Source organism: Bhargavaea massiliensis, assembly GCF_018390575.1.
GTDB classification, from domain to species: Bacteria; Bacillota; Bacilli; order Bacillales_A; family Planococcaceae; genus Bhargavaea; species Bhargavaea massiliensis.
In genome coordinates, this window is the sequence record NZ_JAHBCJ010000003.1 from 187,503 (window position 1) to 199,959 (window position 12,457).

Consider the following 12,457-nt stretch of genomic DNA (forward strand, 5'->3'; position numbering starts at 1 on the left):
GTGAAGCGGAAAAAGTGGAAGAAGTGGATTGCGGTTTGGGTGATGGCTTTGGTTGTTGCGGTGTCGCCGATTGGGCAATTGGTGGATTTGTCGGAGCGTGGGGTAGATCGAGTAGAAGCGTCAGAGTTAGTTGGATTTAGTTTATTCGGAAATGTTGAACCATCTGTTCGAATTCAAGATGGCCTTCTAATGGTTTCTTTGAAGGAGAAAACCTTCTTAGAAGTAGGTATATTAGGAACATACCATATATATATGAAATTGCCTGAGAGTCTAAGCTTCCTGCTAGAACAAGATAATATCGAGAACCATATGTGGCTTGACTATAAGGTTCCGGGTATAACCTATCCAAGGAAATTAGATATTAAATCAGATCAGAATATAGTAGAGGGGAGCATTGTCTCTGCTATACGTGTTGGGATAAACAATAGTGCTGAATTTACAATTGTCATTAACTTGAATGGACTAGGTGTAGAGATCCCACCGGGAATTTACCCAATTCAGTTTGTGGTTAGTAATGCTGTGATTAATTTGGGTGTGTTTGCAAAAGAACCTGATGATTTGAAAACTACTCTGGTTGTCGATGGTGGATATGCAGTGACAGATGTAATGGTTACAATCCTGCCTCTAGACTCCCCCCCTCCAACAGTTGAGGATCCAAGTAATCCGACAACTGGTGATGTTGGGGCATTGACACTCGACCAGGTCCCCTTTCTCCACTTTGGTACTCAGTATGTTTCTGATACATCCGCTACGTACTATGCAGAATCGCTTCGACCGTTCATTCAAGTGACCGATCGGCGTGGAACTGCTCAGGGGTGGAGTGTTACCGCCAATCTAGAAGCCTTTAAATCAAATGGGAAAGATACGTTGCCTGGAGCGGTATTAAAACTTTATAACGGAAAGGCATCCCCTACTCAAAGTGGTTTACCATCAATTAATATGTCATCTACTCCAATTGAACTTAGGGCTGGCGCTGAGGCTGCTAATGTGGTTCAAGCATCTCAGGGGCAGGGGATAGGCACCTGGACGGCAAGTTGGCTTCCATCTGGCGATAGTGATTTGAATGATAATGTGACTCTTGAAGTGCCAGGTGGAGAGGCGTCACCGGGGACGCATACTGCGATAATTACCTGGACCTTGGTGGATGGGCCATGAAAATGACATTAAGCAAAGGATATAACGAAGACCGGATGGAATTTTATTTCCATCCGGTCTTACGTTTATTGTGGGCGGTTGTTCCAGAGTTTAATAAAATCAAAGTCCTCAACGATTGACGAATCCCCACCAAGTAGTACTCGAATTCCCATGCACCACCTATTGAATTCCCACCAACCAGGGGTGAGTTACAACGAATGTCTCTTGAGTTCCAACCCACTATTCTTTCGTTTCTTCTGTTGCTTCGTCGTCCAAGAACCACTCTCTAATAAACTCCAACTCTTCTTCTTTGCTCAGAAGCCCTCTTGCCTTCCCAAGCGTCCCACCCTGTAGGGTCCAGATGTAGTTGTGTTCTGCATCCGCTTCACTGAAGTCCCCCTGTTTCCAATTCTCAATGAATCCAAGCAGCTCTTTTTGAACTTTGTCACTTTGGATTTTTTCGGAGGAGGAAACGATGGATTCCAGTTGCTCGATGTTCTTCGTAGTCATCGGCACGGCTCCCCATTTCTGGTTGGCAGCGATTTTCTGGTGGGTCATCTGGTGCATGACTTCGAGGATTTTGGCTTCGGAGGATTTGCTGGTGAGTCCAACGTGATGAAGTCCGTCGACATGATCCAATGCACCGGTTTCCTCATAGGTTTCCGTGAATTCGTCCTGTGTCAGCACTTCATGGGGCTCGGTATAGGCGAACTGGGTTTTGTAGATGATGAAGCCGGCGATGGCCAAAAGTGCCAGTGCGGAAAAGATGATCGGCTTCTTGTTTTTCATTCAATCACTCCAATAATTTCGTATGTTGTCTCGAAGTCGAATTAACGTCTTTTTCCATTATAGCATTTGGATAGACATGAAAAAATTCAATTTTGGTTATTGGTCCTAGCGAGTCAATGAGCATCCAATAGGACTATCGGAATCGGATTCATGGAGTCCGTCTTGCTTGGATCAGGAACCACTGGATGCTAAATGCGGCAGACCGGCGGATGTGCTGGCGACACCTGTTGAGGTGTCGTTTTTTTGTTGTGCAGAAACCAAAATTGAATCTGCAATTTCATATTGTAATATTATGCATTGCATTGTATAGTTATATTCATTATTGAATAATGAATCAATTATAAATAATCGAGTCTGTAACCAGTTCAGGCCTAACCATTTTGCAACAAGATATATTTATTTTAAATTATCAAAATATTAATTGCATTAATCCTTATCACTCTGTATAGTCTTATTCAATTACGAATACTTATCTCTCAGGAGGTGCCGCATGTCCATCTTTTCCATTAATCCGGATAAGCAATATGAGATCATCGATTCGACTGAAGAGGATCTGATCGTGACGAACCGGGACGGGGTGATTGTCCAGGCGTCGCGAATCAGCGGGCGGCATTATGGGGTGACGCCGGAGTCGCTGCTGGGGCGTTCGGTGTATGACCTGGAGCGGGAGAAGGTGTTTGTGCCGGCCATCACGCCGCTCGTCTTGAAAGAAAAGAAGAAAGTCGTGCTCGTGCAGGATACGCCGAACGGGACCCGTGAGCTGATCCTCGGGTTTCCGCTGTTTGATGAGGCGGGTGAGGTCGAGTATGTGATCAGTTATTCGTGCGAGTGGTCGGAGCTTGTCGTCATCCAGGGCTACCTGAGCGAGCTGGAGGCGGAGATGGCCCTGATGAAGGAGGAGCTGGACCTGCTTCGGCGGGAGGCGGCGGTTCCGGAAGGGCTGGTGCTCGCATCGAGGCCGACTGCGGAAGCGTTCGCGAGAGGGCTGGAAGCGGCGGAGCTTGAAGTGCCGATCCTCCTGTACGGCGAGCACGGGACCGGCAAGGCGACGCTTGCGCGCGAGATCCATGGGAATAGCGGCCGGAGTGAAGGGGCGTTTTTGACGCTGGACTGCCGGACGATTCCGGAAGCGCTGTTTGAGCGGGAGCTTGCGGGTGACGCGGACGGAAAGATCGGGATGCTGCAGGTTGCAGAAGGCGGCACCTTGTATCTCGAAGGCATCGATCGGCTGTCGCCGTATCTCCAGAACCGGCTGGCCGGGTGGATGAAAGATAAAAAGTATCAGGCCGAAGGGGCGGATGTTCCGTTCGACGTGCGGATCATCGCTTCCGCGGAGGGCGAGTTGTCTGAGGCAGTACGGGACGGGGCGTTTAGCCGGGAGCTGTATTATCTGATTCATCTTGTGCCGATTGAGCTTCGGCCGCTCATGGAGCGGAAAGAGGATCTGGCGGCGCTCATCCCGCTTTTCCAGGACCGATTCTGTGAAAAACATGGAGTGCGGAAGGAACTGTCCCAGGAGTTGTTTGAGCATCTGCTTGAGTGCCCTTGGCCGGGCAACATCGATGAACTGGCGAATGTGATGGAGCGGCTGGTCATCGGCGGCCGAAGTAACGTTCTGACGCCGGATGACTTGCCGATGGAGTACCGGGTGGCGGCGGGCGATTCCCTGACAGAGATCGAAGTGGACGGCCGGACACTGCCGAGCATCCTGGAAAGTGTGGAAAAGCGGGTGCTGATGGCAGCCAAGCAGCGCTACGGCACGACGACCGAGATGGCGAAGCGGCTCGGCATCAGCCAGCCGTCGGTTGTCCGGAAGCTGAAGAAGTATGAAGAGGATTGAGAGGGAGAAGAGAAGGGGCGAGACGGCGGATGAAGTGAGTGCTTCGAAATCGTGGGCGAGTGCTTCGAAGTTCGGGGCGAGTGCATCCAAACTCATCCCGAGTGCATCGCTATTTTGGAAGCTGAAGAAGTACGGGGGAGAGCAGACGGGGTACAAACCCGCCCGGAGCAGAGTCCGCTCCGCTTTTCTTCCAATAAAGAATGAGGAGGACGACATCATGACGAAACAACTTGAACAGACACAGCCGGAGTGGACCGAAATGGTCGCGAACATCGGCAATTTCCTTGCCCCGAGCATGGCGAAGGACCATCCGAACCTGCCGGTGGTGAAGGCGGAAGGGTGCTACTACTATGGCACGGACGGCAAGAAGTATTTGGACTTTACGTCGGGGATCGCGGTGGAGAACGTGGGGCACCGTCATCCGAAGGTCGTGCAGGCAATCAAGGACAGCGCGGACCATCTTGTCCATGGGCCGTCCGGTGTGATCATCTATGAGTCGATCCTGAAGCTGGCGCATGAACTCCAGCAGGTGCTTCCTCCGAAGCTCGATAACTTCTTTTTCGCGAACAGCGGGACGGAGGCGATTGAGGGGGCGCTAAAACTTGCGAAGCATGTGACGAAGCGGCCGTATGCCGTGTCGTTCACCGGCTGTTTCCACGGGCGGTCGATCGGCGCGCTGAGTGTCACGACGTCGAAAAGCAAATACCGCAAATACCAGCAGCCGTCGTGGCTGACGTATCAGCTGCCATATGCCCTGCCGGAAGATCTGCCGGAAGGGGCGGACCCGGAGGTGTTCTTCCCTGAAAAGCTTGAGAAGGATGCCCGCCGGCTGTTCAGCCATCAGGTGGACCCGTCGGAGGTGGCGTGCATGATCATCGAGCCGGTGATGGGCGAGGGCGGCTATATCATTCCTCCGAAGGCGTGGCTGCGGAAGATCCGCGAGATTTGTGACCGGCACGGGATTTTGCTGATCTTTGACGAGGTCCAGACCGGGTTCGGCCGGACGGGCGAGTGGTTCGCGGCGCAGACATTCGGCGTGACGCCAGACATCATGGCGATCGCGAAGGGGATTGCGGCGGGCATGCCGCTGAGCGCGACGGTCGCATCAAAGGAACTGATGGACCAGTGGCCGCTCGGCTCGCACGGCACGACGTTTGGCGGAAACCCGATCGCCTGCTCGGCGGCGCTTGCATCGCTCGAAGTGATGAAAGAAGAGCGGTTGCTTGAGAATACCCGGGAGGTCGGGGCGTATGCGATGGAGCGTCTTCGGGAGATGCAGGAGCGTTATCCGGTGATCCGTGATGTGCGGGGGCTCGGGCTCATGATCGGCATCGAGCTGTGCGATCCGGAGACGGGGGAGCCAGACGGAGCGGCGGTCATGGACGTACTGGACCGTTGCCTGGAGAAAGGCGTCCTGTTTTATCTGTGCGGCAACTCCGGCGAAGTCATCCGGATGATCCCGCCGCTCACGGTGACGAAAAAACAAATCGACGACGGGCTCGGCGTGCTTGAAGAAGTGCTCCGGGAACGCGGAAACTGATACGGAAAAAGGGGGAAAAGCGATGACTGTCATTAAGGGGGAGCAGGTGGTTTCAAAAGGGGCCGCCTGGAAGTTTCTGATCCCGTCACTGATCGGGGTGCTGTTGTTCCTCGTGCCGATCAAGTGGAACGGGGAAATCACAATCGGCATCGGGGTCATGGCGTCCGGCCTGCTTGGATGGGGGAGCGAGTGGATCCCCGCGTTTCTTCTCGGGATGCTCGGGTTCACCGCGGTAGTGACGCTTGTTGCCGTGCTGGCCAAGCCGGCGTTCGTGATGGACCGTCCGTTTCTGCGGAACCTGTTCGTCGTCGGGCCGTTCGGAGTGATCACGCGATTGTTCGGGTTCGCCGTCGGGGTCATGGCGTACTTTGAAGTCGGCCCGACATTTATTTCTTCCCGGGCGACGGGAGGGGTCGTGCTGTTCGACCTCGCGCCGGTGCTGCTGACTTGGTTCCTGTTCGCGGGTGTCATGCTGCCGCTGTTGGTCGAGTTCGGGTTGATGGAGTTTTTCGGTGCGCTATTGACGCGGTTCATGCGGCCGATCTTCACGCTGCCGGGACGCTCCTCGATTGATACGCTCGCCTCGTGGATGGGCGCAGCTCCGGTCGGTGTCGTCATCACGATGAAGCAGTATGACGAAGGGAACTACACGGGCCGGGAAGCGGCAGTGATCGCGACGACGTTCTCGATCGCATCCGTCGCGTTTTCTTTGGTCGTGGCCAAAGTGATCGGGCTTGGTCATCTGTTTATCCCGTTTTACCTGACCATCAGCGTCGCCAGCATCGCCGCTGCCATCATCATGCCGCGCATCCCGCCGCTTTCGCGGAAAGCCGATACGTATTTTGACGGCAGCGCGCGGCAGGAAAACGACGAGATGATCCCGGACGGTGAGACCGCTGTGAGCTGGGGCTGGAAGCTGGCACTGGCGAAAGCGGAAAAGACGAAAAGCGCAAAAGGCCTCGTCAAAGACGGTGTCGGGACCGTCCTGGACATTTGGCTTGGGCTGATCCCGCTCGTCATGAGCCTCGGCGCACTCGCACTGATCGTCGCCGAATACACCCCAATCTTCAAATGGATCTCGTTCCCGCTCGTTCCGATTCTGACATGGATGGGACTGCCTGAAGCCGCCGAAGCCGCACCGACCATGCTCGTCGGCTTCGCCGACATGTTCCTCCCATCCGTCATCGGCAGCGGCATCGAAAGCGAGATCACCCGATTCGTGGTTGGTACGCTGTCGCTGACACAGCTGATCTACATGTCGGAGATTGGAATCCTGATTTTGCGCTCCAATATTCCGGTCAGCTTACTGGATCTGTTCGTGATCTTTATCCAGCGTACGGTGATTACGTTGCCGATTATTGTGGTCATTGCGCATTTGTTTGTATTTTGAATAGTGGGGATGGAGAAAAAGCAGCCGGAGCGGCTGCTTTTTTCGTGTTTGGAGGGGGAGTTGGGGGCTGAGGACAGGTAGCCTTGGTGCCGGAATTTAACGATGTCCTCTGAGTGGTTACCTTTCGGAGGTGAGTGGTTACCTGTTAGGAGCATTCATGTGCTATTTTTCTGATTGATTACAGAAAAGTCTAATTAGTATTATTGTTAAGCCTATCTTGTGATAAAGTGAGAGTACAAAGGTAGAAAAGGGCGATTGTATATGAGCATTACAAAAGATCTTCTGATTCGTTCTATTGAGCAAAGCTATGAGGGGTTTATCTTATCCGACGGAGAGGGACGGGTTTTTTATGCGAACCAAGCCGTGGAAACAATATCTGGAACCCCCCTTAGTCAAATTATCAATAAAACGCCGGAAGAAATGCAAGAAGACGGAGCGATTATCCGCCAATCCAGAAGAGTTTTACAGAAGAATCCGCTCACTATCTATCAGAAATTGAGAACAGGCCGTGAAGTGTTTATTGTGAGCAAGCCGATTGTTGATGAAGAAGGAAAGACAATTTGCTACGCAGCAAATTACATCAGCCTCTCCAACTTGAATAGGTTATATAAAGAACATTTAAGCCAAGCTTCCTTGAATTACGTTGAGCTTGAAAAACTGCGGGAAGTAGTAAACAAAGCGGACGATCTGATCAGTGTATCTTCGGAAATGGAAGAAGTAAAAATACTGATCCAAAAGGTCGCAGCAACAGATGCGACTATTCTGATTCTTGGGGAATCCGGAACAGGTAAAGAAGTGGTCGCGAAGAATATACATAATCAGAGTAAGAGAAACAACGCCCCGTATATTCAAATTAACTGCAGTGCAATCCCCGAGCATCTTATGGAAGCCGAGCTTTTTGGCTACGAAAAAGGAGCATTTACCGGTGCCTCTACCAGCAAACCAGGTTTGCTGGAGGTCGCAAACAACGGAACAATCCTGCTAGATGAAATTGGTGATATGCCGCTAGCCATGCAGGCAAAATTACTGAGAACGATTCAAACGAATGAAATAACCCGTGTCGGTGGCACGGCCAAGAAGCATCTGAATGTGCGTTATATCGCTGCAACAAACAAGGACTTGAAACAAGCGGTGGAGGAGGGGGCTTTTCGGGAAGATCTCTATTACCGGCTGAATGTCCTGCCGCTCCGACTTCCGCCACTGCGCGAGAGACAACGTGATATCGTCCATTTGACCCAACACTTTCTTGATAAGTTTAACAAGAAATATCATAAACAATTGGTTTTAGCCAAGGAAACCAAAGAAATCTTTATGAGATACCGGTGGCCCGGTAACGTCCGTCAATTGGAGAACATGGTGGAGCAGCTGGTCATTTTGTCGGAGGGAAGCCAAATCCGGAGTTCGCAACTTCCGCCGGAAATTGCGGATAAGCTGCATCCTGTATCGGATGACCCAGTAAGCCCGCTTCATCTCGTTGTCTCAAACGCTGAGAAGATGGAGATCCAAAAGGCCTTGTCGAAGTACCCGTCGGTCCGGCAGGCAGCCAAGGCATTGGGTGTCAGTCATCCGACTTTACTGAGGAAAATCAAAACTTACGGCCTCCGCGAGGCTTAATGAAAAACCCGGCTATCCGGGTTTTTTCTTTTGGTACAATTTCGTACCGGAAAAGCGTTATCCAGATCATTGGTCAATAAATGTACCGCTTTAAGAATGGAAACGGTCCGAGATCGTACCAGTTTGTTCCGGTGATGACAAGAAAGGTTGATCTGACGGCATTCTTGGTGTTGGCATGGTTTGTGCATAAAGAAAAGTAGGAGGAGGAGGTTTGTGATGGTTTTGCTGGAACAGACAGTCGGTTCGGGATCGGAGATAGTCGTGCTGACAATTAATCGCCCACATGCAAAGAATGCATTAAATGGAGAATTGGTGGAGGGGCTTAAGCAGACGATCAACAGGCTCGAGCAAGAAGACCGGGCCATGGCCGTCATTATCAAGGGAGCAGAAGGGAACTTTGCGGCCGGTGCCGACATAAAAGAGATGGCCACTGCCCCAGAAGAGAAAATCGCTGAAATTGCGGGCCGTGTCGGAGATTTGCATGAACAGATTGCTTCAAGTCCGATGATCTTTATTTCGTGCATTGAAGGGTACTGTCTCGGCGGTGGATTTGAACTTAGTCTGGTGACGGACATCCGGATTGCTCATGCCGATGCCACATTCGGCCTTCCGGAAGTCAATCTCGGCATTTTGCCTGGAGGTTGGGGTACGCAGCTGTTTACTGCTCTTGCCGGCAGCTCCAACGCAGGGCATTACCTGTTGTCCGGGGAGTTTTTCAGCAGTGAACGGGCTCACGGGATGGGCTTGGTCTCCCTTTGTACCGATGAGCCCTATGAGGAAAGCTTGAGGCTGGCCGGGAAAATCGCTGCGCAGAGCAGGCCGGCATTATGGGCAATCAAGCAATTGATCTCAGGGCAACAGCTCTCGGTGTTGAGGAAGGGACTGAAGAGCGAGCGAGAACATTTTTTGGCTTTGTTCAAAGACGGGGAGGCCAGGGAAGGGCTGGCCGCTTTCATGGAAAAACGACAACCAACCTACTCAAGGGGTGCTGGATATGGTGAGTGAAGTGTATGTGATTGAAGCGAAGAGAACGGCAATCGGATCGTTCGGCAAATCTCTGAAGCCCTTGTCGGCCATTGACCTGGGGGAGGCGGTGACTAACGAGTTGTTCCGCCCGAATGACTCTCTGAGGGAAAGTGTTGACGATGTCTACTTCGGAAACGTCTTCAAAAGCGGGCTCAAGGGGAACCCGGCGCGGCAGATCGGATTAAGAGCGGGGTTGCCGGTCTCCGCCACCGCCATGACCGTGGATCATCAGTGCGCATCCGGCATGATGGCGATGATCCAGGCCATGCAGAAACTCTCGCTCGGCCTGAGCCAAGTCGCCGTGGCTGGAGGGACGGAAAGCATGTCGAATGTCCCCCACCTGCTGATGGAGATGCGAAACGGGGTCCGGCTAGGTGAAGCGAAGGTGGAAGACGCCCTTTTACATGACGGGCTGGTCTGCGCGATGGAAAACTACCACATGGGTGTGACCGCTGAAAATCTTGTGGACAAATATAATCTCTCGAGAAAAGAGCAGGATGCGTTCGCGCTTCGTTCTCAGGAAAAAGCGGCAGAGGCTATTGCCTCCGGCCGGTTCGAGGAAGAGATTGTGCCGGTGACCGTCAGGGTGAAGGGGAAGGATACAATCTTCAATCAAGATGAACACCCGAGAGCGACAAGCCTTGAAAAATTGGGCCAGCTCGGTGCCGCATTCAAGGAAGGCGGGTCGGTGACAGCAGGAAATGCTTCGGGCCTCAATGACGGGGCCGCCGCCCTGCTGCTGGCTTCCAAAGAAGCGGTGGAGGCACACGGCCTGAAGCCCCTTGCCAAAATTGTTTCGGCTTCGACTCGCGGCGTCCCGCCTGCCATCATGGGGATCGGCCCTGTCCCGGCCATATTGCATGCGCTTGATCAGGCGGGTCTCGCCGTCCCGGATATTGACCTTTTTGAGATCAATGAAGCCTTTGCAAGTCAAGTACTGGCTGTGAATACAGAACTGAATATCCCGGAAGAAAAGCTGAATGTCAATGGTGGCGCCATTGCTCTCGGCCATCCGGTGGGCGCTTCGGGAGCGCGGATTTTGGTGACGCTCGTCCATGAGCTGAAGCGCAGGGGACAGCGGTATGGGGTGGCTTCACTTTGTGTAGGAGGTGGTCAAGGTGCCGCAACAGTCGTCGAAGTCGTTTGAGGAAGTGGTCATCGTCGGAGCCGGGCTGATGGGTGCCGGGATTGCTCAGGTGATCGCACAGGCCGGCCCGAAGGTGATTGTGGTGGACCGGGCTGAGGAAGACCTCGCAAGAGCCAAAAAGCAGATTGTAAAAAGTGTTGGTCGCCTGCACGGGGAGGACCAGGTGGATCCGATTCTATCTACGATCCGTTTTACGACCCGGATGGAAGACGGGAAAACAGCCCAGCTCGCCATTGAAGCCGTGCCGGAAAAGATGGCGATCAAACAAGATGTCTTCCGCCAGTTGGATCGATTTCTGGACAAAGAGGCCTTATTGGCGAGCAACACCTCTTCGTTGTCCATAGCGGAAATCAGCTCGGTCACCAGCCGGCCGGAGAAAGTGGTGGGGATGCACTTTTTCAGCCCGGTCCCGATGATGAAGCTGGTGGAAGTTGTCCAAGGCATCAACAGTGCTACCGAAACGGTCGAGAAGATTAAAGAGTTCGGCGAGTACATCGGCAAAGAAATCATAGTGGCAAAGGACTTCCCGGGATTTACCGTAAACCGTGCACTTGTTCCCTTGCTGAATGAGGCCGCATTTTTGGTGATGGAAGGCAATGACCCGGAAAGCATCGACCGGGGTCTGATGCTCGGCGCCAATCATCCGATCGGTCCGCTGAGACTGGCTGACGCGCTTGGCATTGATGTGCTGCTTTTTACAATCGAGAGCTTGTATGACGGATTCAACGATTCGAAATACCGGCCATGTCCGTTGCTGAAACGGATGGTCGAGGCCGGCCATCTCGGAAAAAAGACGGGCAAAGGATTCTACGATTACGCGTGAGGGGGAGTTAGGGATGGTACTGACAGAAGAACGATCGATGATCCGGGGGCTAGCTCGGAAAATTGCAGAAGAGAAGCTGGTGCCGAATGCGTCGCATGTAGATGAGGCAGGGGAAATGCCATGGGACAACCTGCGTGTCCTCGCGGATAACGGGCTTTTCGGCCCTCATGTTCCGATTGAGTATGGGGGAGCGGGAGCCGACTATTACAGCCATCTGGCTGTGATCGAAGAGGTCGCCAAAGGATGTGCGTCGACAAGTGTCGCCTTGTCCACGCAGGCATTGGCGATGGCACCGTTCCTGCTTGCCGGTACACATGAGCAAAAGGCGAACTATCTATCCCGGCTTGCTTCGGGGGAGGTGCTTGGCGCATTCGGGATTACGGAACCACAGGCAGGATCAGATGTGTCCGGCATCAAAACGTCCGCCAGGCAGGATGGCGATGTGTATGTCCTGAACGGGCATAAGGTGTTCATCACGAACGCAGGGGATGCCGAAATCTATGTGTTCGTCACCCGGACATCCGAACACCGGACAAACGGAATCACCTTGTTTATTGTGGAGAAAGGGACGGAAGGACTGACGTTCGGAAAAAAGGAAGAAAAGATGGGGATCCGCGGATCGGTGACTCGGGAAGTGTTCATGGAGAATGTTCGTGTTCCAAAAAAGAACCGGTTGGGCGGCGAAGGCGAAGGGTTCAAAATCCTCATGAACGTGTTTAACGAAACCCGGCCTGTAGTGGGAGCACAGGCGCTTGGCATTGCACGCGCTGCCTTTGACTATGCGAAAAGTTATGTCCGGGAACGGGAGCAGTTCGGCCGGAAGCTCGACCAGTTCCAGCTTACCCGCGCCAAACTGGCTGACCTGTTTATCCAGTTGGAAACCGCCCGCCTGCTTGTTTACGAAGCGGGAGAAAAAGTCGAACACGGCTCACCGGATGTGCCGCTATACTCGTCCATGGCCAAATGCTATGCATCGGATATCGCCATGAGTGTCACGACGGAAGCGGTCCAGTTGCTTGGAGGCAACGGTTACATCAAAGACTATCCGGTTGAGCGGTATATGCGGGATGCGAAAATCACCCAAATCTACGAAGGGACCAACCAGATCCAACGGATGATCATCGCCAATGAGTTGCTGAGATAAGGGGGAAAGA

General features: G+C 52.8%; 10 protein-coding genes. 9 read left to right on the forward strand and 1 reads right to left on the reverse strand.

The window, feature by feature from the left end:
• Nucleotides 1-1,155 (forward strand): WxL domain-containing protein, encoded by a 1,155-nt coding sequence (locus tag KHA84_RS15565; protein ID WP_213422590.1) that lies wholly within the window; start codon nucleotides 1-3, stop codon nucleotides 1,153-1,155.
• 219 nt (nucleotides 1,156-1,374) lie between these two features.
• Here KHA84_RS15565 and KHA84_RS05820 read toward each other — a convergent pair whose 3' ends face one another.
• The gene (locus tag KHA84_RS05820) at nucleotides 1,375-1,923 is read right to left on the reverse strand and encodes a DUF6241 domain-containing protein (RefSeq protein ID WP_213422591.1); all 549 of its coding nucleotides are present in this window, start codon (nucleotides 1,921-1,923) and stop codon (nucleotides 1,375-1,377) included.
• 490 nt (nucleotides 1,924-2,413) lie between these two features.
• On the opposite strand from KHA84_RS05820, the gene KHA84_RS05825 reads away from it, so the two are divergent.
• The 8 genes from KHA84_RS05825 (at nucleotide 2,414) to KHA84_RS05860 (ending at nucleotide 12,447) form a co-directional block, all read left to right on the forward strand.
• Nucleotides 2,414-3,763, forward strand: coding sequence for a sigma 54-interacting transcriptional regulator (locus KHA84_RS05825; RefSeq protein WP_213422592.1), 1,350 nt, complete (start codon nucleotides 2,414-2,416; stop codon nucleotides 3,761-3,763).
• A 259-nt stretch (nucleotides 3,764-4,022) separates the two neighbouring features.
• Nucleotides 4,023-5,303: an aspartate aminotransferase family protein gene (locus tag KHA84_RS05830; RefSeq protein ID WP_236823158.1), complete on the forward strand. Its 1,281-nt coding sequence runs from the start codon at nucleotides 4,023-4,025 to the stop codon at nucleotides 5,301-5,303.
• A gap of 22 nt (nucleotides 5,304-5,325) precedes the next feature.
• Entirely contained in the window at nucleotides 5,326-6,693 is a 1,368-nt protein-coding gene (locus KHA84_RS05835) for a YjiH family protein (protein ID WP_213422594.1), read from the forward strand.
• 261 nt (nucleotides 6,694-6,954) lie between these two features.
• A complete protein-coding gene (locus tag KHA84_RS05840) occupies nucleotides 6,955-8,307 on the forward strand; it encodes a sigma-54 interaction domain-containing protein (protein ID WP_213422595.1) in 1,353 nt (450 codons plus the stop codon).
• 216 nt (nucleotides 8,308-8,523) lie between these two features.
• Complete coding sequence (locus KHA84_RS05845; protein WP_236823159.1) at nucleotides 8,524-9,312, forward strand: enoyl-CoA hydratase/isomerase family protein; 789 nt, start codon at nucleotides 8,524-8,526, stop codon at nucleotides 9,310-9,312.
• A complete protein-coding gene (locus KHA84_RS05850) occupies nucleotides 9,302-10,480 on the forward strand; it encodes a thiolase family protein (protein WP_213422597.1) in 1,179 nt (392 codons plus the stop codon). Before KHA84_RS05845 ends, KHA84_RS05850 begins: the two co-directional genes overlap by 11 nt.
• Entirely contained in the window at nucleotides 10,452-11,303 is an 852-nt protein-coding gene (locus KHA84_RS05855; RefSeq protein WP_336511102.1) for a 3-hydroxyacyl-CoA dehydrogenase family protein, read from the forward strand. The genes KHA84_RS05850 and KHA84_RS05855 overlap by 29 nt, the downstream gene beginning before the upstream one ends.
• Before the next feature lie 13 nt (nucleotides 11,304-11,316).
• Nucleotides 11,317-12,447, forward strand: a complete 1,131-nt coding sequence (locus KHA84_RS05860; RefSeq protein WP_213422598.1) for an acyl-CoA dehydrogenase family protein — start codon at nucleotides 11,317-11,319, stop codon at nucleotides 12,445-12,447.
• Nucleotides 12,448-12,457 lie beyond the last annotated feature (10 nt).

Bases quoted from the DNA above. Each gene is read 5' to 3' on its own strand.
- KHA84_RS05820 (WP_213422591.1), bottom strand. From the start codon at position 1,923: ATGAAAAACAAGAAGCCGATCATCTTTTCCGCACTGGCACTTTTGGCC.
- KHA84_RS05825 (WP_213422592.1), top strand. From the start codon at position 2,414: ATGTCCATCTTTTCCATTAATCCGGATAAGCAATATGAGATCATCGAT.
- KHA84_RS05830 (WP_236823158.1), top strand. From the start codon at position 4,023: ATGGTCGCGAACATCGGCAATTTCCTTGCCCCGAGCATGGCGAAGGAC.
- KHA84_RS05835 (WP_213422594.1), top strand. From the start codon at position 5,326: ATGACTGTCATTAAGGGGGAGCAGGTGGTTTCAAAAGGGGCCGCCTGG.
- KHA84_RS05840 (WP_213422595.1), top strand. From the start codon at position 6,955: ATGAGCATTACAAAAGATCTTCTGATTCGTTCTATTGAGCAAAGCTAT.
- KHA84_RS05845 (WP_236823159.1), top strand. From the start codon at position 8,524: ATGGTTTTGCTGGAACAGACAGTCGGTTCGGGATCGGAGATAGTCGTG.
- KHA84_RS05850 (WP_213422597.1), top strand. From the start codon at position 9,302: ATGGTGAGTGAAGTGTATGTGATTGAAGCGAAGAGAACGGCAATCGGA.
- KHA84_RS05860 (WP_213422598.1), top strand. From the start codon at position 11,317: ATGGTACTGACAGAAGAACGATCGATGATCCGGGGGCTAGCTCGGAAA.